Here is a 21,554-nt window from a genome sequence, read left to right on the forward strand (position 1 = left end):
AGGGGGAGAGCCTGCCATGCGTTCCAGAGATCAGAAGAAGCTCGCTCAGCAACGGTGCGCCGAGCAGCTCACCCGGAGCATCCGGGGACCCTTCGTCTTCCTGTTCGGAATGTCCGGGATCATCAACATCCTGGCGCTGACCGGCTCCTTCTACATGCTGCAGGTCTACGACCGCGCCCTGCCGAGCGGCAGCCTGCCGACGCTCGTCGGGCTGTCGATCCTCGCCATCGGCCTCTACCTGGCGCAGGGCCTGTTCGACGTTCTCCGCTCGCAGATCCTGGTTCGCCTCGGGGCGCAGTTCGATCGCCGGGTCGCCCCGCTGGCGCAGCGGGTCGGGATCGACATGCCGCGCTTCGGCTTCTCGACCGCGGAGGCGATGGAGCGTGGCCGCGACGTCGATACCGTCCGCGGCTTCCTCGGCAGCCCCGGCCTCGTCGCCCTGTTCGACCTGCCGTGGGTGCCGGTCTTCCTCATCTTCGTCTACATGCTGCACCCCTATCTCGGCGCTCTCACCGTCGCGGGGGCTGTCGTCCTCGCCCTGCTGACGATCGTCGCCGAACTCCTGACCCGGCGCTGGACCGGCGCCACGCAGCAGGCCGTGGTGGCCCGCAACGCCATCGCGGATTCGAACGCGCGCAGCGCCGAGGTGCTCAAGGCGATGGGCTTCGCCGACCGGGCGGTGGACCGCTACCGCCGCGCCAACGACGAGCACCTCGATCTCCAGACCCGCACCACCGACATCAGCGGCACCTTCGGCGCGATCGCGCGCGTGCTGCGCATGATCCTGCAATCGGCGGTGCTCGGGCTCGGCGCCTACCTCGTCATCGGCGGCGAACTCTCCGCCGGCGCCATCATCGCCGCCTCGATCACCTCCGCCCGCGCCATGGCGCCCATCGATCAGGCAATCGGCAACTGGAAGGTGATCCTGGCCGCGCGAACTGCCTTCCGGCGCCTGAAGGAGACCGTGATCGCGCTGGCCGCGGCCGAGCCGCCGATGCCGCTGCCGCCCGCGCGCCGGTCGCTCAGGGTCGGCCACATCACGGTTGCCGCCCCCGGAACGGGCCGCGTGCTCCTCTCGGATGTCGGGTTCGAGCTCAAGGCCGGTCAAGCGCTCGGCGTGATCGGGCCGAGCGGCGGTGGCAAGACCACCCTCGGCCGTGCGCTGACCGGGATCTGGCCGCTGCTGCGCGGCAGTGTGCGGCTCGATGAGGCCGACCGGCCGCAATGGGACGAGGGGAGCCTCGGCGCGATGATCGGCTACCTGCCCCAGGAAGTCTGCCTCATGGACGCGACGGTCGAGGAGAACATCGCCCGTCTGGCTGAGGACGCCGACCCGGCGCTGGTCGTGGCAGCCGCGCAGGCGGCGGGCGTGCACGAGATGATCCTGCGCATGCCCGACGGGTACAAGACGGAACTCGGGCCGCTCGGGACGGCACTCTCGGGCGGGCAGCGGCAGCGGATCGCGCTGGCCCGCGCGCTCTACGGCAACCCCTTCCTCGTCATCCTCGACGAGCCGAACGCCAATCTCGATGCCGAGGGCGAGGCGGCGCTCGCCGCGGCGATCCAGGGCGTGCGGTTGCGCGGCGGCATCGCGATCGTGATCGCCCACCGCCCCAGCGTGCTCGCGGCCGTGGATCTCGTCGCGGTGATTCAGGACGGCAAGCTCACCGCCTTCGGGCCGAAGGAAGCGATTCTCGGCAAGGCTGCCCGCGATAGTGCGGCCAGGCTCGACGCCGCCCAGGACAACAGGGAGCGCTCCATGCCGGAGCGGGTGCCCGCATGACCATCGAGATTAAGGGCACGAAGCCGGGCCGCGACGCGGCCGACGGGGCCGAGCGCTACGTCTCGCGCAGCGCCGATCGGCGCTCGGGCGCCCCCTATTACGCCGCCATCGCGGTCGCGGCCGTGGCGGCCTACCTCAAGTCCCTGTTTCTGCCCCGCGCGACCCTGGCGGAAGAGGTGGAGCCGGAGGCCGTGGCCGCCCGCGCCGACGCCCTGCGCCTCGTCCATTCCGAGGAGATCGCCGCGCCGGTCTCGGGAAAGGCCGCCGAGGCGCCGAGGCCGCTGGCCGAGCCGCCCTCCCCGGTTCTGCCATCCGGCATGTCCCTGTTCGACGACGGGCACGAACTGTTCTCGCGCGGGCTCCGTTTCGCAAAGCCCGACCCGCGTCCGGACCTCAGCGACTTCAAGGCGTCGCCGATCATCCCCCAGCCGATCAACGACAATGGCGGTTCCCTCGCCGCCGGATCGGGCGGGCGCGGCGGCGGGCAGACGAGCGGCAGCGGCCGGCCGCAGGACGCAGGCCGCCCGCAGCCGCAGGAGACCGGCGACGGGACGCAGTCGCCCCCCGGGCCGAACGGAGAGGACAAGGGCGACAAGCCGGATCAAGGGACTGACGGGCAAGGTGGATCAAACCCGCAAGGGCCTACCCCACCGGAAGGCGGTGTCCGGGTGCCCCCCGGTTCGACACCGGGCGGCGATCCCCCCTCCCCCGATCCGGCGACGCCTCCGCGTGGCCGGGATGACGGGGCGACCGCTCAACGCAACCGCGCGCCCGTCGTGAACGGCCCGGTCCAGCTCGGTGACGTCGCGGGCTGCGCGCTCCTCACCATCGCCCTAAGCGATCTCCTGCGCGGCGCCAACGACCCGGACGGGGACGTACTCACCGTCCGCGACATCCGGGTCTCCTCCGGTACCGTGACGGCGGATGGGTCGGGCTGGGTGTTCGACGCCGACGCGCCCGGACCGGTCACGATCACCTACGCGGTGACGGACGGCGAGTTCTCGGTCGCCCGCACGGCCCATCTGACCGTCCTCGAACGGGCCCTGATCGGCGGCACCGACGGCGACGACCTCATTCTCGGCTCGCCCTGCGCGGACGACATCGCGGCCGGCGAAGGCGACGACAACGTCGATGCACGGGGCGGCGACGACCTCGTCGAGGCCGGCAGCGGCAGCGACCACGTGATCGCTGGGGGCGGGGCCGACACGGTCTTGGCCGGCGCGGGCGACGACGTCGTGTTCGCAGGCACCGGCGCGGATATCGTCTGGGGCGGCGCGGGTCACGACCGCCTGTTCGGTGAGGCGGGTGACGACCTCCTGTTCGGTGAGGCAGGGAACGACCTGCTCGACGGCGGCGAGGGACGCGACATCCTGGATGGGGGCGACGGCGACGATCTCGTCCTCGGCGGCGCGGGCGACGACCGCCTCTACGGTGCTGCGGGCGACGACGATATGTCCGGCGGCACCGGCGCGGACGTGCTCGTCGGCGATGCGGGCAATGACCGACTGCAGGGCGGCGACGGGGCGGACGTGATCTCGGACGGTGCCGGGCGGGACGTCGTCCTGGGCGGAGAGGGCGACGACCTTATCGTCCTCGTCCTCGACGGTCAGGAGGACGCTCTCGACGGCGGTTCGGGGCGGGACACGCTCGATCTCTCGGACGCCACGGTCGATCTCGTGGTCGACCTGATCAGCGAGACCGTGTCCGCTGGGGAGCTTGGCCTCGACCGGATCGCCTCGGTCGAAGCGATCATCGCCGGATCGGGGGACGACCGCTTCGTGGTCGGCGAGCGGGATCTCGTGCTCACCGGCGGTTCCGGGCGCGACGTGTTCGCGTTCGCCGCGCCTATCGAGCCTCGAGACGACACCCAAGTCGTGCAGATCACCGATTTCTCGGTCGGGGATTACATCGACCTCGTCCGCTACGCCCTGTTCACGGACACCGCGGCCGGTCGCCCGCTCGCCGATTCGCTGCAGGGCGGGAGCGATGCGCCGACCGGAATCCTGTGCCGGTTCGATCGGTTCGAAGGCCGGGACTGCACGCTCGTCTCGGCCGACCTCGACCATGACGACACCTTTGAGACCACCGTCGTTCTGGATGGCGAGCACGCGCTGCGGTTCACCCCGGTGCCGTTCACAGAACCGCCGACGACCCACCCCTGAGATCGAAAGACGGAGAAGGACCATGCCTGCATCTCCCGATCGGACGCCCCGCCCCTTGAGGCGGCACGATCCGCAATCCCGCGCGGACCTCGCATTCTCGGTCGGTCCTCGCATTGTCGCGGGCTTCATCTTCGGCGTGGCCCTCGTCGGCGGCGTCGGCGGATGGGCCGCCACCACTGATCTCAGCGGCGCGATCCTCGCCTCCGGGACCGTCGCGGTCGATCAGCGGGCCAAGTCCGTGCAGCACCGCGACGGCGGCGTGGTCGGCGAGATCCTTGTGCGCGACGGACAGCCGGTCACGGCCAACCAAGTGCTGCTCAGGATCGACGACGCGCAGACCCGCGCCGAACTTGCGATCGTCAAGGGCCAACTGGTGGAACTCGCCGCCAAGAAGGCCCGGCTCCTGGCGGAGCGCGACGGGCAGCGCGAGGTGAGTTTCCCGCAGGCTCTGCTTCGTCCGGATGTCGAGGTGCAGTCGATCCTGGAGGGCGAGCTCCGGCTGTTCCGCGGCAATCTTGCCAGTCGCGACAGCCAGCGCCAGCAACTCGAACTCCAGATCGGGCAGATTGCCGAGGAGATCGCCGGCCTGACGAAGCAGCGCGACGCCAAGAGAGACGAACTGACCGTCCTCACCCACGAGCACGGCAAGCTTTCGACCCTTGTCGAAAAGCAACTCTACGAGAGTTCCCGCTTCCTCCCGATCACCCGCGACAAGCACCGCCTCGCCGGCGAGCAAGGATCGCTGGAGGCCTCGATCGCGCGGGCCAAGACGCGGACGAGCGAGATCCGCGTCCAAATCATCGCGATCGGCGACACCGCACGGACCGAGGCGCAGCGCGAACTCAGTCAGGTCGATGCCAAGGCGGCGGAGCTGAGCAACCGCCGCGTGGCGCTGGAGGACCGCCTGACTCGTACGGAGATCCGTGCCCCCGTCACCGGTGTCCTGCACGAGTTGAAGACCTTCACGGTCGGCGGCGTCGTCACCCCCGCCGACATCCTAGCGACCGTGGTGCCCGAGGATGCGCGGCTCAGGATCGAGATCCGAATCCCGCCGACCAGCATCGACCAGACCGGCGTCGGCCGCGCGGCCCGGGTCCGCTTCACGGCCTTCAGTCAGCGCACGACACCGGAACTCAAGGGGGTGCTGACCTACGTCTCGCCCTCAACGACGAAGGGCCCACGGGACGAGGCGTTCTATGTCGGACATATCGAACTCCAAGATGGGGAGCTCGAGCGATTAGGAGGCTCCAGCCGCCTCGTACCCGGAATGCCGGTCGAGGTTCAGGTCGCGACAGATGAGCGGACGGCGATGTCTTATCTCATCAAACCGCTGCAAGATCAGTTTAGTCGCGCATTCCGTGAGCGATAGGTCCGATTTCAACTCAAAATCCCGATTTCACCTCCTAGCCCTCGGCACTCTGTAGCTTGGCCGGATACTCCTAAATTTCCACGCTTAGTAACCAAGGCATAGTACGAACTATTGATGCTCATATGAGAGCCGTGATATCTATCGAACGTGGCGCTGCTTGGGAGGCGGCAGTGGAACAGGTAGTGACGGCTTCACGCGGTGATTTCGGCAGTTCACCGATCCCTTTGGATCGTGAAATATTCATGGATCTCGTGGTGACGACCATGGGGTCCCTGTTCGAGGAGACGGTCGGATCCAGCGAGGCGGGAGGCTTCATCAGTTTGGTCGGGCTCGCCGTCGGAGAGAAAATTCAGACGGCATACCTTGCGTCGAACGGCGCGAGCCAACTCGATCGGAAGGGCATGATCGAAGCCCTGCTCGACATGAAGCGGCGAATCGGCAGCGACTTCTACGTCGTAGAGGAATCGGAGCAGCGCATCGTTCTCGGAAACAAGCGCTGCCCGTTCGGAGAGTTGGCGAAGAAATGTCCTTCGCTGTGCATGCTGACGGCGAACGTGTGTGGGCATCTGGCCGCGGAGAGTCAGGGATATGCACGAGTCGATCTCCCCGAGACCATCGCCGCGGGGGCGTCCGAGTGCCGGATCGTCATCAACCTCGAACCTGATCCATCCGGCGGCGGGCGGCGATATCACCGGCGAGCCTGGGCCTGAGGCCGATTTCGCCGCGCTGTTCGCCTTCGTTGCGGACCCCCTGATCCTCGTGCGCCGGTTCGGATTGGTGGAGGATGCCAACCCGGCCGCGTTCGACCGGGTGCCGGATCTCGCTATCGGCCTTCCCCTGCCGGTCGAGCAGACGCAGCGCGAGCGGATGGGCCGCTACCTCGACCTGTGCTCGCGGACCGAGAATCCCGTTCCCGGTGCGCTGTTCGTCCGCGACGGAGTCGAGGGCTTCAGCCGTCATCCGTGCCGGGGCGCGCGCATCGTCCTGCGCGCGTACAATGAAGAGCCGCTCGTCCTGCTGCATCTCACGCCCACCGGCCTGGAAGGCCGGCTCGGCCTCCTCACCGATCGGCTGAACGATGCCCGGCGCGTGATGCAGGAGCGGAAGCGGCGTGAAATCGAGATGCAGGCGCTCCTGGCCGAGCGCAGCCGATTGCTGGCCCATCTTGAGGAGGATGCGCAGGCACGCCAGCGCGCCGAGGCCGAGCGGGACGCCGTTCTATCCAAGCTCTATCGAGCCGGACAGGACGAGCGGCGGCGCCTCGCGCGCGACCTCCACGATCATGCCGGCCAGCAGCTCGTGACGCTGACCTTCGGCCTGAGAAAGATCGCCTCGCGCCTGTCCTGCCCGACGGCGCTCCATGAGGTGGAGCAACTCCTGCGACACACCCAGGACATCGGACAATCGCTCCGGCGAGTGACCCTCGAACTCCGGCCGGCGGCCCTTGAGGAGTTCGGCCTCATCACTGCGTTGCGGTCGCTGGTGGAGGAATGGAACCGGGTCACCGAGATCGTGACCGAGTTCCAGATCGTCGGCCAGGAAGGCGATCTTCCGCTCGAGACGGCCGTCACGCTCTATCGCCTGGCGCAGGAGGCGCTGACGAATGTGGCCAAGCATGCGGGGCCGGGCGTCGCCGTCTCGGTCGTGCTGCGGTTCAGCGCCTTACAGGTCACGCTGACGATCGACGATAACGGCGGGGGATTCAGAGCCGACGAGGCTTTGACGAGCCATCTCGTCTCCCAGGGCAAGCTCGGCCTGCTCGGCATGCGTGAACGACTGTCGCTGGTCGACGGCACCTTGAACATCGAGTCCGCCCCCGGTCAGGGCACGAGCATCGTTGCGCGAGTCTACCGCTCCCCTGAGGGGCGCGGCGATGCCTAGCCCGCTGATCCAGGTCGTGCTGGCGGACGATCATCCGGTCTTCCGTCACGGGGTGAAGAGCCTGATCGCCGATTCCGGCGAGATCGTCGTCGTGGCATCCGTCGAGACGGGAGCAGCCGCCTATCGGGCGATCGTCCAGCATGAGCCGGACGTTGCCGTCCTCGACATCAACATGCCGGAGATGAACGGCGTGACGGTCGTGCGCAATCTCCTCAAGTCCGGAAGCCGCACCCGAGCTATCATGCTGAGCGTCTACGAGAGCCGGGTCTACGTGGATCAATCCTTCGAGGCGGGCGCGCGCGGCTATGTTCTCAAACGCTCGGCCTTCCAGAACATCGCCAGCGCGGTGCGGGCGGTGCACGAAGGTGGCATCTATCTTGATCCGGCGCTGCCGGAACGCACCGTTCCGCATCGCCTGCTGCATGCCAGCGTCGATGAGTCGGCGAGTTCGACCCTGAGCGAGCGTGAGAAGGACATCCTCCGATTCGTCGCCTTCGGCTTCACGAGCAAGGAAGTCGCCGACCGACTCGGAGCGACCCCTAAGGCGATCGAGACCCAGAAGGCCCGGGCCTGTCTGAAGCTCGGCCTGACGAGCCGGGCGCAGATCGTCCAGTTCGCCATTCTCCAGGGCTGGCTGCACGGAGAAATCCCCGTCCGCTGAAGCGTTCTCTCCGGAGGCCGCGGGGTAGCGTCACGCAGAGTCGCTTCGGTTTGCCGGGAAGTGTCGCCGCCCATACAGGCAAAATCGCCCGAGGTTCACCTTGGAAGAACGATACGTCGAGCGTTTCGACGAACGATGACCCGGCGGTTGTCGAACGGTGGGATCTTCTCCATCCGACAACCGCCGGTCCTCGAACAACCCCTTTCCCGATACGCGAGGCGCCACCTTCTTCGTTCAGGCGCGCCGCGCGATCTTCTTAGCGGCGCGCCTGAACGTACCGCTCCTTCAGGGTCTGGTCACTCGGCTGCCATTGGTGCGGCCTCCACAGGGGCGACGCGCGCGGCGCAGAACTTGAACTCCGGGATCTTGCCGAGCGGGTCGAGGGCCGGGTTGGTCAGGAGGTTGGCGGCGGCCTCGGCGTAGCAGAAGGGCATGAAGATCATGCCCGCCGGCACGTCGCGGTCGGAGCGGACCTTCAACTCGACGGCACCGCGGCGCGTCTCCAGCCGCATCGCACCGCCGGGACGCAAGCCCAGGCGATAGAGCTCCTTCGGGGCCATGAAGGCCACAGCCTCGGGCTCCAGCGCATCGAGCACACCCGCGCGCCGGGTCATCGAACCGGTGTGCCAGTGCTCCAGCACGCGGCCGGTGGAGAGCACCATCGGGAACTCGGCGTCCGGCACCTCGTCCGGCGGCACGATCGCCGCGGGGACGATCTTGGCGCGCCCGCTCTCGGTGGGGAAGCCGGCGTAGAAGATGATCTCGTTGCCGGGCCGGTCCGGAGCATCGACCGGGTAGGTCACCGCCCCCTCGCGCTCCAGGCGCTCCCAGGTGATGTTGTTCAAGGACGGCATCACCTGGGCCATCTCGGCGAAGATGTCGGCCGGGCCGCCGTAGTTCCAGTCGAGATCGAGGCGCTTGGCCAGCTCCTGAATGATCCACCAATCCTGGCGCGCGTCGCCGGGGGGCGCGACCACCGGCTGGGCGATTTGCACGCGACGGTCGGTGTTGGTGAAGGTGCCGGCCTTCTCGGCGAAGGCGGAAGCCGGCAGCACCACGTCGGCGTGGAAGGCGGTCTCGGTCAGGAACAGGTCCTGCACCACGAGGTGGTCGAGCATCGCCAACGCGTGGCGGGCGTGGTTGAGGTCCGGATCGGACATCGCCGGGTTCTCACCTTCGACGAACATGCCCTTGATCTCGCCCGCGTGGATCGCACGCATGATCTCGACGACCGTGAGGCCCTTCTGCGGATCGAGCTTCTGTCCCCAGAACTCCTCGAACAGTTCGCGCACCGCATCCTTCTCGACCGACTGATAGTCCGGATAGACCATCGGGATCAGGCCGGCGTCGGAGGCGCCCTGGACGTTGTTCTGGCCGCGCAAGGGGTGCAGGCCGGTGCCCGGCCGGCCGATCTGGCCGGTGATCAGGGCGAGCGCGATCAGGCAGCGCGAGTTGTCGGTGCCGTGGACGTGCTGGCTGACGCCCATGCCCCAGAAGATGATCGAGGACTTGGCGCGGGCGTAGAGCCGGGCGACTTCGCGCAGGGTCTCGGCGTCGATGCCGCAGATCGGCGCCATCTTCTCCGGCGTAAAGTCGACGATCTTCTCCTTCAGCGCCTCGAAGTTCTCGGTGTAGCCCGCGATGTACTGCTCGTCGTAGAGGCCTTCCTCGACGATGACGTTGAGCATCGCGTTGAGCATCGCCACGTCGGTGCCGTTGCGGAACGCGAGGTGCTTGTGGGCGTGGCGCGACAGCGATTGGCGCCGCGGGTCCATGATGATCAGCTTGGCGCCGCGTTGCTTCACTGCGTTCTTGAGGAAGGTCGCGGCGACCGGGTGGTTCACGGTCGGGTTGGCGCCGATGACGATGATGACCTCGGCGTCGAGGGCCGCCGAGAAGGGCGCGGTGACGGCGCCCGAGTTCAGGCCCTCCATAAGGGCAGCCACCGACGAGGCATGGCACAGCCGCGTGCAGTGATCGACGTTGTTCGTACCGAAGCCGAGGCGCACGAGCTTCTGGAAGAGGTAAGCTTCCTCGTTCGAGCCCTTGGCCGAGCCGAAGCCGGCGAGCGCCTTGCGCCCGTCGGTGTCGCGGATCCGCTTGAGGCCACCGGCGGCGCGGTCGAGCGCTTCCTCCCAGGTCGCCTCGCGGAAGTGGGTCCAGGGGTTGGCCGGATCGACCTGATCGTTGGCGTCCTTGCCCACGTTCTCCAGGCGGATCAGCGGTACCGTCAGGCGGTGGGGGTGGTGGACGTAGTCGAACCCGAAGCGGCCCTTGACGCAGAGTCGGTTCTGGTTGGCCGGACCGTTGACACCCTCGGCGTAGACGATCTTCTCGTCCTTGACCTTGTAGGAGACTTGGCAACCCACGCCGCAATAGGGGCAGAGCGACTTGACCTCGCGGTCGGGATAGACCGTCCGGGTCTGGTTCGCATCGAGATAGGCGGACGGCATCAGCGCGCCGGTCGGGCAGGCCTGGACGCACTCGCCGCAGGCGACGCAGGTCGAGGCACCCATCGGATCGTCGAAGTCGAACACGACCTTGGCGTCCGCCGAGCGGTAGGCCATGCCGATCACGTCGTTGACCTGAACCTCGCGGCAGGCACGGACGCAGAGATTGCACTGGATGCAGGCGTCGAGGTTGACGCTCATGGCCGGGTGGCTGACGTCGCTCGTCCAGCGCTCGGAGGCCGGGAAGCGGCTCTCGGAGACGTCGAGATAGTCGGCCTGCACCCAGAAATGGGATGAGGGATCGTGCGAGGTCGCGCGCTCGGGCTGGTCGGCCACGAGCAGTTCGAGCACCATGGCGCGGGCCTTGGTGGCGCGCTCGGTGGCCGATTTCACCTTCATGCCGACGGCGGGCGTGCGCTTGCACGAGGCGGCGAGCACGCGCTCGCCCTCGATCTCGACCATGCAGGCGCGGCAATTGCCGTCCGGACGGTAGCCGGGCTCAGGCTTGTGGCAGAGATGCGGGATATGGGTGCCGAGCCGCTTGGCGACGGCCCAGATCGTCTCGCCGGGTTGCGCCTCGACCTGCTGGCCGTCGAACTCGAAGGTGATGGTCGCGGGCGCGATCGGGCGATCCTTGATGCCGTAGAGGCCCGACGGCTCGGGCGCCGCCTGTCCGCCGGACTTGGCGCCCTGCGAGTAGGCGCCGCCGGCACTCGGTTGCGCGCCATTGGCCGGGCCGCCGGCATCCTGCCGGCCGTTGGCGCGGATTTCGGGCTGCTCGATCTTATTGCCGTGCTGTTCGGGGCCGTTGCTCATGCGTCCGCTCCAGGCTCTGGCATCTTGTGAGGAGTCATCGTCGGGCGTTGGCCTACTCGGCCGCCACGGCCCGCGGCTCCGGGAAGAGGTCGGGGAAGTATTTGATCACGGAGCTGACGGGGTTCGAGGCCGCCTGGCCGAGACCGCAGATCGAGGCGTCGCGCATGCATTGCGCCAACTCGCCGAGGAGTTCGGTGTCCCACACGCCGTTTTCCATCAGCATGCGGGCCTTCTGGGTGCCCGAGCGGCAGGGCGTGCATTGACCGCAGGATTCATCCTCGAAGAACCGCATCAGGTTCAACGCGGCACCGCGCACATCGTCCCGGTCGGACAGGATCACGACCGCGGCCGAGCCGATGAAGCAGCCGTATTTCTCGAGCGTGCCGAAATCGAGCGGGATGTCGTTCATCGAGGCCGGCAGGATGCCGCCCGAGGCCCCGCCCGGCAGATAGGCCGCGAAGCTGTGGCCGTCGGACATGCCGCCGCAATACTCGTCGATCAGTTCCTGAATCGTGAGCCCGGCCGGCGCGAGCTTCACGCCCGGCTCCTTGACGCGACCCGAGACCGAGTAGGAGCGCAAACCCACGCGGCCGTTGCGGCCGTGGCTCTTCCACCACTCGGCGCCGCGCTCGATCAGGTCGCGCACCCAGAACAGGGTCTCGACGTTGTTGATCAGGGTCGGGCGGTTGAACAGGCCGACCTGGAACGGGAACGGTGGCTTGTGCCGCGGCAGGCCGCGCTTGCCCTCCAGCGACTCGATCAGCGAGGATTCCTCGCCGCAGATATAGGCGCCGGCGCCCCGGCGCAGATGGATTTGGGTACCGCCCTCAGGGAGCTTGGCGATCTCGCGGGCCAGGATCTCGCGGGAGATCGGGTACTCGTCGCGCAGGTAGATGTAGACGTCCGTCGCCTCGACCACGTGAGCGCCGATCAGCATCCCTTCGAGGAAGCGGTGCGGATCGGTGTTGAGGTAGAGCTGGTCCTTGAAGGTGCCGGGCTCGCCCTCGTCACCGTTGACCGCCATCAGCCTCGGACCCGGCTCGCCGCGCACGGAGCGCCACTTGCGCCCCGTCGGGAAGCCGGCACCGCCCAGACCCCGCAGACCGCCGTCGTCGAGCACCTTCAGGACGTCCTCGACGGCTAAGTTGCCGCTGCGCAGCCGCTCCAGCGTCGCGTAGCCGCCGCCGGCCCGGTAGGCGTCGTAATCGACGTAACCCGGGATGTGGGCATGGGTGTCCTCGGCCTCGACCGCGGCGCGGACGGAGGCCAGATCGGCCTTGTGCAGGAAGTTGTGGCCGACCTCGACCGCCGGAGCATGGTCGCACAAGCCGACGCAGGGGGCGCGCACGACGCGCACCGCGTCGGAGGCCAGCTCGCGCTGGAGCGTCTCGACCAGTTCGTCGGCGCCGAACATCGCGCAGGTGATGCTGTCGCAAACCCGCACCGTCAGGCGCGGGATGTTCGCTTCGCCTTCCTTCACGACGTCGAAATGCGCGTAGAAGGTCGCGGTCTCGAATACCTCGGCGAAGGCGAGACTCATCTCGTCGGCGAGCGCGGCGAGATGGTCGGCACTGATCTGTCCGTAGGTGTCCTGGATCAGATGCAGATGCTCGATCAGAAGGTCGCGCTGGCGCGAGCGGGTGCCGAGCAGGCCCTCGATCTCGACTTTGGCTTGCGGATCGACCTGACGGCCCTTCGGCACGGCGCGGGCGACGTTGCGGCCACGGCCCGGATGCGCGAAGCGCCGGACAGTCCCCGTATCCTCACTCATGGCGTGACCTGTGTTCCAGCTTGCTTGATGTGCGAACGGACGTGATGTCGCCGGGACAGGGCGCTATTGGCCACCGAACGCGCGCAACGGCTGCCCGGCTTCCGAGCGGTAGCGGGTCGTGACCACAGCCGAAGCCTCGTCGACCGATGCGATCCGAGGCCCGACCACGGCTTGCAACTCCGCTTCGAACGCATCGAGCGCAGCGTTCAACCGCTCCAGGCAGTCGGCCTCCGAGAGCACGCTCGTCCCAGCGTCGAGAGCGGCTACGAGGGTTTCACGCACCCTGGCGACCAGTTCCTCGGTGAGCGGCGGTTTGGCTTCCGCGGCGTAGGCATCCGCCGCAGCATTCGCCAGTCGGCTGGCATTCATGACTAGGCTACCTGAAAACCGAAAGCGGGACGCTGCGCAGTCTGAGCTCGTTCATGCCACATCCCAAAGCGCCTGCGTTATAATGCAGGTCATATGTCGAACTGTCATTATAGCAAATTGCATGTGGAGCATACCCCGCCAGCGTCTCACGCATCCTAGGAAGAGCGGACGAACGTGCTGGCTGATGCATGTTGTCGTTCCCAGCTCAACCGGTCAGTCATAGTTCTTTTGAAGATCTGTTTCGAAAATTATCAATTTGCAATTTTCATTTTATCCGCTTATATCGTGATTTTACTCGATTATAATTTTGTATTTGAGAAATATTATTTATATTCAAAATCGCGTAACTATGCCTATTTTACAGCTATCGGAGTTATAGGACCATAGCTGCGACGGTAACACCGGCGGCGTAGTTGTGGACCTTCTTTTCGTATCGGATCGCGACGCGGCGGAGCTGCTTGACCTTGGCGAAACAGCACTCGACGAAGTCGCGCTCCGCCTAGTGAGCCTTGTCGTGGTCGTATTTCTTCGCCCGTGACATGGTGTTGGGGATGACGGCCCGTGCGCCTTTGCCGGCCACCAGCGTGCACAGCCGGCCGCTGTCGTCGGTGGCATCAGCCAGGATCACGTCGGCCGGCAGACCCTTCAGCAGCGCCTCGGCCCGTGGCGCGTCGCCCTTCCGGCTCCGGCGACTGAAGCGGCGGAGGAACGCGCTATGCCACTCGCCGAGGGCGTCCGGCCGATCTCGCCTGGATGAACCGGTACGCACGATCCACCGCACCCCTTCAACAAACATCCGGTTGTCGTGTCCGGTCGAGCTCCGCTGATCGGGGCGGCCGGTGATCAGGAGCGCCATGCGCGCCCACTGCGCGTCGCTGCGAACAAGGCGATCCGAAACGTTCAAAGCGGCCCCTAAAAACAGGCTTGAATCACTTCGCATGACTCACGTGAACCCCGAGACTCCACGCGGCCTGGGGGTCAGGCGGGCTTCAAGCCGGCGGCTAAGCGCTCGCGCCGCTGCGTTCGACGGCCGGGCTCCGAGGTTGCATCCAGCCAGATGACGAGGGCGAGCGCGATCAGGGCCGGGGCCCCGAGCGCCAGGAACGAGCCACTCCAGCCGAGAACAGATTGGGCTAGGCCGCCGTACCAGGCCGAGAGCGCGCCACCGATGCCCTGCACCGCGTTGACAGTGCCGAGCGCCGTCTGGGTTCGGCCTGAGCCCCAGGTAAGATCGGCCACCACCACCGGCACGGCCACACCAACGATGCCGGAAGCCACTCCGTCGAGGATCTCGGCCGAGATCAGCCACACCGGATCGTCGATGAAGGCGGACAGGGCTGCGCGCACGGGCAGCACCGCCAGTGCGACCAAAAGGAGCTTGCGACGACCGCGCTTGTCGGCGAGCGAGCCCGCGAAGAGCGCCACCGGAATCATCACCAATTGCGCCACCATGACGTAGCGGGCGGTCCAGGCCGTTGCGTCACTTCCGGCGGCGACGAGCTTCTGACCGAGCAGGGTCAACATACCACCGTTGCCGAGGTTGAACAGGGCGAGCGCCACCGCCAGCACCATCAGCTTGCGGTTCGAGAGCACGCTGCGGGTCGTCGCGCGCTCCGGCCTGTCGTCTGGGTCGTCTTCCTTCCAGCCGACGGCGCGGCGCCCGTTGTAGCAGTGGCCCGGCGTCGTCAGCGTAGCCACGATGGCCAGCACCGCCATCGCGCCGAGCACCCAAAAGGCCACGGCCGCCCCGAAGTAAGCGGTGCCGAAACTGATCAGGCCGGCCGCGATCAGAATACCGAGATGGTTGTAGGCTTGATTACGGCCCTGCTGCTTCGGGAAACGGTCCTTGCCGACGATGCCGAGGGTGAGTTCGGTGATGGCGGGTAAGAGCAGCACGCCACCGGCGGCGGCTACCATCTGAGCGGCGAACACGGCCGGGAAGGACTTGGCTGGCAGGATGAGCAGCGTGCCCGTGAGGATGGCCACGCAGGCGGCGGCGATGAGCAAGCGGGGCCGTCCGATCCGGTCGACGAGGGCTCCGGCAGGCCCGCTCAGGAACAGGGCGCCGACCCCTACCAGTGTCGTGACGAACCCAACACGCGCAGGCGACCAGCCTCCAGTCTCGGCGAGCCAAGTGCCCAGAAACGGACCAAGACCTCCCTGGATGTCGCCGGTGAAGACGTTGATGAGGGCGAGGTGAGTGGTGGCGAGCATGCTCTCGGACCAAAGCGCCTCATAGCGCGAGGACAGGTCACGAAAGACGTTCTGAAGGCAGAAACCGTTCCGAAGCGTCTGTTGACGCAGGAAGTGGGAGGTGCAAGCGACGAAAAATTGGCGTACGCGAACTCTTTGAGCAACGTACTTGCTCGATCGGAACGGTCTGCATTCGAAGAAAGTTCTGCCGGAGGTGTCCGGATACGAAGATATACCTTAGAGAAACCCTCCTTGGCCTTGAGCCCAGGACCCGCGCCAGCGATCAGCTCCGCGGAGCCTGGTGGGGGTGGTCGTATCCGAGTCGGCCGCGATGCCCTTCGATCCGGTCCAGCACTCGATCGCTCCGTTGCCGCTCGCCCGGTCGAGGGTGCGCCGGTCATGCAACGCCCCAAACGAGCCGAAGATGTCGTCACGGACGACAGCAGGTCGACCACCAATGACCATGCCGCTGCTCCGCGGGTGGGATCGTTCATCTCTACCTGCGGCTCTGGCTTGGCTCAGCCCTGGATCACATTCCCGATTTCGCAGGTATCCGGATCGATCATGTGGATGTCGTCGAGCATGAGAATGTAGCGGACGCTCCGGTATGCCGGCACAAGGCCCAGCATAACCGCCGCCAGGGTGTGCGCCACGACCGCGCGCCGGATCGCGGTGCCGACGCTGACGCCGAAGTTCACGTCGTCGATCCGGCTGGCGACGCCGCGCGTCATTGACTGGCGGAACTCGGTCCGCTTGCTGCGGTCTGGGCGGCTCACCGTGCCACGGGCCTCGGGACGGCCGCCGACTTCGCCGCGTGCGAAGCGCCGCAGGGTATCATTCTGCGAACAATCCTCGCACCCAGAACCATAGATGACAAGAAGTTGAGCGAATGTGACTACATTTTAGCCACATTTCCGCCAGTCGAGTGCACTGCAACTTTGAATTGGATTTACTTCTACGCTGTGAGGAAGCCGTCTATTCGAGAATATATTCTCGCAGTGCGACGTTCAATTCGAATTTAACGAAAAATTTTCGCAACCCTTTCGGCGCCGCAGCAATTCAGGGGGCGTCGCACGGCCGGCGATCCGAACGCTTGCCGCCCGCAGAGCGACCCATTCCACGCGCCTGGAGTTGGCCTTTTGTCTCAGCCTACCCTCACGTCTGCGCCCGAGCACCGCCATGGCCGGCTCGTCCGCGTGTCGAGCGTCGGTCTTGCCTCGGTTCTGGCGATCCTGATCGGCACCTCAGTGCTTCCGCCCTTGGTGGCGGACCAATCCGATCGCGCGGTGGTCAACGCCCCGGTCACCCTGCTCACGGCCCCGATCGCAGGCGATATCGGTGCGATTCCGGTCGCGGCCGGGGACAGCGTCGAGCGCGGTTCGCTGGTGGCCCAAATCACCAACGACCGTCTGGACCGCGCCACGGCGATCCAGCTTGCCGGGCGGGTCTCCGAACTCCGGGAGCGCGCGCTGGCCGCCGAGAACAAGCGAACCTCGAACGAGGCCTACCTCGCCGCTCTCGAGCGAGCGATCCGGGATCAGTCCGCGCAGATGACGCAGGTTCTCCGCGCGCAGGTGGAGGAGCTCAGAGCCAAGATCGCCTCGGCCAACGCATCGGGCGAGGAGAAGCGGGTGCTGATGGAGCGTCAGGTCGGCATGGTCGCCCGCGACGTGGCGAGCCCCGACATGGTGAAGTCGACGACGCAGGCCTTCAATGCCGCGATCCAGGAGAAGAAGGCGGCGGAGGCCAAGCTCAATCAGAAGACGGTCCAGCTCGAGGGACTGGCTCGCGGCCTGTTCCTGGGCGACGAACTGCGCAGCCTCGCCGACCTGTCGCAGAAGCAGCTCTCCATCACCTACGACACGCAGCGCCTTGCCATCGAGGAGAAGGAGTTGAAGGCCGCGATGGTCGATCAGCAGGCCTTGCTGACGCGGGAGAACCAGCGCCTCGACCGGTTGACGACGTCCGAGATCAAGGCGTCGGCCAAGGGCGTCGTCTAAAATGTCAACGCGACGACCGGGCGGCATGTCGGAGCCGGCGACAGCCTCGCCTCCGTCGTGGATTGCGAGCGCAGCTTCGTCGTCGCCATCTTCTCCTACCGCCAGGGCCAGAACCTGCGGGTCGGAAGTGCGGTCACGATCTCCGGTGGATCGGCCGAGCCTCGCCGAGGCATCGTGACCGAGATTCTGCCCAAGACCAGCGACACGGTCGACGCGACCTACGCGGTGCCGTTCCCGCAGACGGAGCGGCGTGAGCTCTACGTCCTGGTCAAGCCCGAGCCGCTCCCGGCCAGCGCGGCTCGATCCGAGAGCCCGGTCGAGGCGGCTTGCGGTGTCGGGCGCTGGGTGACGGTCACGCGGGAATCCGGTTGGGTGCCGTCGACCTCCGTCGTCTGGCGCGATCTCGGCGACGGCGCGAGCGGCCTCGTGACGAAGGTCGCGGCCGCCGCACCCGATCTCGCGCAAACCGTGGCCGATCACGCCCGATCCATGGTCGTCTCCGCGAGCGATGTTCTGAAGCAAGTCGTCGCTGCCGGGGCGGATGTCGTTGGCCCATCGAAGGCCGGTCACGACGTCCCGGTTCGACCGGAGACCGGAAAGCCCCCTGCCAGCGCAGCCGTCGGCGGGGAGCGGACCGCGACGCAATCGGTAGCCATCGCACCCGCTCTCTCCTCGGAGGCGCCGGCCGATGTGCCCGTGATCTCCGTAGAGAAGCCCGCAACCGATCGCATGGCCCCGATTCCGGCTTTGCGCATGGGGCCGCAGCCTGCTGACGTCACGCCCGAGCGCCGCATTTCGATGCCGCCGCTCCCGCCGGTACGGCCGAGTTCGTTCCAGAGCGAGGCTCCGAAGCAGACCGGTCGCACGGCCCAGGAGGCACGCAGCTGAGGGCGGCCGCTGCCGCGCTCGCTCTCATGTTGGGATTTTCGGCCCCGACCCGGGCGGATGATCTCGGCCGAGAGCTGTGCCGCGCCCTGTCCGGCGCCGTCGAGAGGACGGCGCCCGATGGGGAACCCATGTTCCTCGCGAGCTACGAGCCCGGGCCGAACGAGAAGTCGGTTCCTCTGCCGCTGCGCAGCACCGCCTTCTCCTACGACAACGCTCTGGCGGCCACGGCGCTCGCGGCCTGCGGCGACCTGCGGCGCGCTCGTCAGATCGGCGAGGCCTTCCTCGCGGCGATCGAGAGCGACCGCACCTTCGAGGACGGTCGGATCCGCAACGCATACCGCGCCGGCCCCGTGCGCGAACGTCCCGTCCTCCTTCCGGGCTGGTGGGATGCCGCGAACAACCGCTGGTTCGAAGACCGCTATCAGGACGGTACGGCGACGGGCAACGTCGCCTGGGTCGCGCTGGCGCTGCTCAATCTCCGCGACGCGACGCAGGACCCCCGCTTCGAGGAAGCGGCCTCCCGTCTCGCGGGCTGGATTCGGACGCGGACGGCCCGCCACGATGCGCCCGGCTTCACCGGCGGGCTCGACGGTTACGACCCGGATCAGGCTCCGCTGAGCTGGGCCTCGACGGAGCACAACCTCGACATCGTCGCGCTCGGGACGCGACTCGGCAAGGCGGATGACCGCGTCATGGCTGGTTCGGCGCGGACGTTTCTCGATGCCGCCTTCGATGAAGAGGCCGGCTGCTTCCGGATGGGAACCGATCCCGACGGCCGCATGCGCGGCGTCGAGGCCGTCGCCCTCGACACGCAGCTCTGGCCGCTGCTCGGGGTCGCCGACCCGCCGCAGGCTTGGCGGCGCGCTCTCAGCTGCGCGACCGCGCGGATGGGCGTGCCGGGCGGGTTCGACTTCAACGACGACCGCGACGGTCTCTGGGTCGAGGGGACGGCGCAGGCGGCGCTGACCTACCGCGCCGTCGGGGACGAAGCCGCGGCGGAGGCTCTGCTGCAGACCCTTGCGGGCCAGCGTGCGCCCTCGGGCTGGCTCTACGCGAGCCGCGAGGCACGGCTGACCACGGGCCTGCGGATCGGGCCGACGAGCACGCAGGACGACTTCTTCTACTTCCGCCGTCCGCATCTCGGCGCGACGGCATGGGCCGCCCTGGCCGCGCTGCGCCACAATCCCTTCACAGGAGGCCGCGTCCGATGATGTTCCCCTCCCCCGGCGATGCGGCCTCCGTGCTCGCGCTCGCCTTCGGCATCGCCCTCGGTCTCTTCGCGCTCGCCGGCCTGCTGCGGCCCGAGCGCGCCTTCGATCGCCTCCTGTTCGGAGCGCTGACGGCTGCCCTCATCGCCACCTACGCCCGCTGGCGCTGGAGCGACACGCTGCCGCCGCTGACCCCCGAAGCCGGCGCGATCTGGTCCTACCTGTTCTTCGCCGCCGAAATGGTGGCCGTGGTCTACACCCTGCTCTCGGTCGTGATCCTGCTGCGGTTCAAGGACCGCTCCGCGGAGGCCGACACCGCCCAGGCGCGTCGCGAGGCGAGCGGCGATTGGCCGGCCGTCGACATCTTCATCTGCACCTACAACGAGCCGCGCGATGTCGTGGAGAAGTCGATCCTGCCCTCGCTGGCCATCGATTACGGGCCCAAGACCGTCTGGGTCTGCGACGATACCCGCCGCGAGTGGCTGCGCGATTATTGCGAGGCGGTGGGCGCCCGCTACATCACGCGCCCGGACAACAAGGGGGCCAAGGCCGGCAACCTCAACAACGCTTTGCAGCACACCGCCGAGCGGACCAACGCGCCCCTGATCCTCGTGCTCGATGCGGATTTTGCGCCGCAGCCGGACATCCTCAAGCGCATGGTCGGGCTGTTCGATGATCCGAAGGCCGGCGTGGTGCAATCGCCGCAATTTTTCTTCAACGCCGATCCAATTCAGCACAATCTCGCGGCGTCCGACAGCTGGGTCGACGACCAGCGCATCTTCTTCGACGTGTTCCAGCCGGCAAAGGACGCCTGGAACGCGGCCTTCTGTGTCGGCACCTCGTTCATCGTGCGCCGCGACCGGCTCGGTGAGATCGGCGGCTTTCCCGATGCGGCGATCTGCGAGGACCTCAACCTGTCGCTCGGCATGTCGCGTCGCGGCTACGAGACCCATTGGTTGAACGAGCGCCTGAGCATGGGCCTTTCGGCCGAGGGCCTCCCGGAATACATCACGCAGCGCACCCGCTGGTGCCTCGGGACGATCCAGATCGCGCTGCTCCCCGACGGACCGTTGCGCGGGCCGGGCTATACCCTGATCCAGCGGATCCACTTCCTGCACGGCGTGCTGAACTGGGCCTGCAAGCCCTACATCGTGCTGATGCTGCTGGCCCCGGCGGTATACTGGATTACCGGCCTGCCGGCCTTCGAGGCCGATGTGCTGTCCTTCCTGCGCTACGGCGCGCCGCCGCTCTTCGCCTTGTGGGCTTACAGCGGCTGGGTCTCGCGCTCGCGCACGCTGCCGATCTTCATGGAGGTGACTCACGCGATCAGTGCGCTCGCCGTCACCATGACGCTGATCCAAGCGGCCGTCCGCCCCTTCGGCCGACCGTTCAAGGTCACGGAGAAGGGCGGTGACCGCTCCCAGATGCGGGTCCGCTGGCGCATGGCTTCGGCCTTCGGCGGCCTCTCCCTGCTCTCGGCCTTCAGCATCGTTTGGGCCTTCATCGCTCCGACCGCACCGGCCGAGATCTCGGATATCGACTATTTCAACCTCGTTTGGGCCGGGGTGGCGATGGTTCTGACCTTCATCTGCTTCCTCGTCTGCTTCGAGCATCCACGCGTTGATCTCGCCTTCCGCTACGAGGCAGATGCCCGGATCGAAGCCGGCGGAATCACCCGCGCCTGCCGCATCGCGACCCTCTCGCCCGGCCGGGCGACGCTCGCCGGAGACTGCGAGCCGGTCTCCGCGCCAGGTGTGCCGCTCGTCCTGCACCTTCCGGGCATCGGCGCGGTCGACGCGATCTCGGACTCAGCCGGCCTTTCGCTCGACCCATCGCCGGAGCAGTACCGGGCTCTGATCGTGGCCCTTTACGCGACGCCGCGCGACACCATCGCCCGCGCCGCCCGGTTCGCACCGGCCGTCGGCGGCCTTCTCCGTCGAAGCCTCGGTCTCGGCTGAGCGGGATGGAGGGCGAAGCGCGTTGGCAAATGCTCCTGAACGTTT

13 protein-coding genes and 2 pseudogenes are annotated in these 21,554 nt (G+C 67.3%); 9 read left to right on the forward strand and 6 right to left on the reverse strand.

Annotation, left to right across the window (positions count from 1 at the left end; translation table 11 throughout):
* Positions 1-16 precede the first annotated feature (16 nt).
* From MFF24_RS17285 to MFF24_RS17310, 6 genes are all read left to right on the forward strand, one after another.
* Positions 17-1,783 carry a type I secretion system permease/ATPase gene (locus tag MFF24_RS17285; protein ID WP_238225929.1) on the forward strand — a complete coding sequence of 589 codons (1,767 nt, stop codon included), beginning with the start codon at positions 17-19 and terminating at the stop codon, positions 1,781-1,783.
* The gene (locus tag MFF24_RS17290) at positions 1,780-3,945 is read left to right on the forward strand and encodes a calcium-binding protein (protein WP_238225931.1); all 2,166 of its coding nucleotides are present in this window, start codon (positions 1,780-1,782) and stop codon (positions 3,943-3,945) included. The genes MFF24_RS17285 and MFF24_RS17290 overlap by 4 nt, the downstream gene beginning before the upstream one ends.
* Positions 3,946-3,967: 22 nt before the next feature.
* On the forward strand, positions 3,968-5,314 hold the full coding sequence (locus MFF24_RS17295) for an HlyD family type I secretion periplasmic adaptor subunit (protein WP_238225932.1): 1,347 nt from the start codon (positions 3,968-3,970) through the stop codon (positions 5,312-5,314).
* A gap of 170 nt (positions 5,315-5,484) precedes the next feature.
* On the forward strand, positions 5,485-6,024 hold the full coding sequence (locus MFF24_RS17300; RefSeq protein WP_238225934.1) for a methanogen output domain 1-containing protein: 540 nt from the start codon (positions 5,485-5,487) through the stop codon (positions 6,022-6,024).
* A gap of 100 nt (positions 6,025-6,124) precedes the next feature.
* Positions 6,125-7,195 carry a sensor histidine kinase gene (locus tag MFF24_RS17305; RefSeq protein WP_238225964.1) on the forward strand — a complete coding sequence of 357 codons (1,071 nt, stop codon included), beginning with the start codon at positions 6,125-6,127 and terminating at the stop codon, positions 7,193-7,195.
* Positions 7,188-7,856 carry a response regulator transcription factor gene (locus MFF24_RS17310; protein WP_166058121.1) on the forward strand — a complete coding sequence of 223 codons (669 nt, stop codon included), beginning with the start codon at positions 7,188-7,190 and terminating at the stop codon, positions 7,854-7,856. The genes MFF24_RS17305 and MFF24_RS17310 overlap by 8 nt, the downstream gene beginning before the upstream one ends.
* Positions 7,857-8,152: 296 nt before the next feature.
* On the opposite strand, the gene fdhF is transcribed toward MFF24_RS17310, so the two are convergent.
* The 6 genes and pseudogenes from fdhF to MFF24_RS17340 all read right to left on the reverse strand — a co-directional run bounded on the left by fdhF (position 8,153) and on the right by MFF24_RS17340 (position 16,231).
* Positions 8,153-11,122: a formate dehydrogenase subunit alpha gene (gene fdhF, locus MFF24_RS17315; protein ID WP_238225937.1), complete on the reverse strand. Its 2,970-nt coding sequence runs from the start codon at positions 11,120-11,122 to the stop codon at positions 8,153-8,155.
* A gap of 52 nt (positions 11,123-11,174) precedes the next feature.
* A complete protein-coding gene (locus MFF24_RS17320; protein ID WP_238225939.1) occupies positions 11,175-12,893 on the reverse strand; it encodes an NAD(P)H-dependent oxidoreductase subunit E in 1,719 nt (572 codons plus the stop codon).
* A 63-nt stretch (positions 12,894-12,956) separates the two neighbouring features.
* Positions 12,957-13,262, reverse strand: a complete 306-nt coding sequence (locus MFF24_RS17325; RefSeq protein ID WP_108938370.1) for a hypothetical protein — start codon at positions 13,260-13,262, stop codon at positions 12,957-12,959.
* A 373-nt stretch (positions 13,263-13,635) separates the two neighbouring features.
* Positions 13,636-14,166 (reverse strand): annotated as a pseudogene (locus MFF24_RS17330) (transposase).
* Positions 14,167-14,240: 74 nt separating this feature from the next.
* Positions 14,241-15,476 carry an MFS transporter gene (locus MFF24_RS17335; RefSeq protein ID WP_238225942.1) on the reverse strand — a complete coding sequence of 412 codons (1,236 nt, stop codon included), beginning with the start codon at positions 15,474-15,476 and terminating at the stop codon, positions 14,241-14,243.
* Positions 15,477-15,973: 497 nt separating this feature from the next.
* A complete protein-coding gene (locus tag MFF24_RS17340; RefSeq protein WP_238225944.1) occupies positions 15,974-16,231 on the reverse strand; it encodes a hypothetical protein in 258 nt (85 codons plus the stop codon).
* 363 nt (positions 16,232-16,594) lie between these two features.
* Here MFF24_RS17340 and MFF24_RS29060 point away from each other — a divergent pair.
* The 3 genes and pseudogenes from MFF24_RS29060 to MFF24_RS17360 all read left to right on the forward strand — a co-directional run bounded on the left by MFF24_RS29060 (position 16,595) and on the right by MFF24_RS17360 (position 21,509).
* Positions 16,595-18,343: pseudogene (locus MFF24_RS29060) on the forward strand (HlyD family secretion protein).
* A 26-nt stretch (positions 18,344-18,369) separates the two neighbouring features.
* On the forward strand, positions 18,370-19,554 hold the full coding sequence (locus MFF24_RS17355) for a hypothetical protein (RefSeq protein ID WP_308445603.1): 1,185 nt from the start codon (positions 18,370-18,372) through the stop codon (positions 19,552-19,554).
* Positions 19,551-21,509: a glycosyltransferase family 2 protein gene (locus MFF24_RS17360; RefSeq protein ID WP_238225952.1), complete on the forward strand. Its 1,959-nt coding sequence runs from the start codon at positions 19,551-19,553 to the stop codon at positions 21,507-21,509. The genes MFF24_RS17355 and MFF24_RS17360 overlap by 4 nt, the downstream gene beginning before the upstream one ends.
* The last annotated feature ends 45 nt before the right edge of the window (positions 21,510-21,554 follow it).

This window comes from Methylorubrum aminovorans, assembly GCF_022179725.1.
In the GTDB taxonomy this organism is placed as follows: Bacteria; Pseudomonadota; Alphaproteobacteria; order Rhizobiales; family Beijerinckiaceae; genus Methylobacterium; species Methylobacterium aminovorans.

Coding starts and splice junctions, on each gene's coding strand:
- MFF24_RS17285 (WP_238225929.1), top strand. CDS start 17: ATGCGTTCCAGAGATCAGAAGAAGCTCGCTCAGCAACGGTGCGCCGAG.
- MFF24_RS17290 (WP_238225931.1), top strand. CDS start 1,780: ATGACCATCGAGATTAAGGGCACGAAGCCGGGCCGCGACGCGGCCGAC.
- MFF24_RS17295 (WP_238225932.1), top strand. CDS start 3,968: ATGCCTGCATCTCCCGATCGGACGCCCCGCCCCTTGAGGCGGCACGAT.
- MFF24_RS17310 (WP_166058121.1), top strand. CDS start 7,188: ATGCCTAGCCCGCTGATCCAGGTCGTGCTGGCGGACGATCATCCGGTC.
- fdhF (WP_238225937.1), bottom strand. CDS start 11,122: ATGAGCAACGGCCCCGAACAGCACGGCAATAAGATCGAGCAGCCCGAA.
- MFF24_RS17320 (WP_238225939.1), bottom strand. CDS start 12,893: ATGAGTGAGGATACGGGGACTGTCCGGCGCTTCGCGCATCCGGGCCGT.
- MFF24_RS17325 (WP_108938370.1), bottom strand. CDS start 13,262: ATGAATGCCAGCCGACTGGCGAATGCTGCGGCGGATGCCTACGCCGCG.
- MFF24_RS17335 (WP_238225942.1), bottom strand. CDS start 15,476: ATGCTCGCCACCACTCACCTCGCCCTCATCAACGTCTTCACCGGCGAC.
- MFF24_RS17355 (WP_308445603.1), top strand. CDS start 18,370: ATGTTGGGATTTTCGGCCCCGACCCGGGCGGATGATCTCGGCCGAGAG.
- MFF24_RS17360 (WP_238225952.1), top strand. CDS start 19,551: ATGATGTTCCCCTCCCCCGGCGATGCGGCCTCCGTGCTCGCGCTCGCC.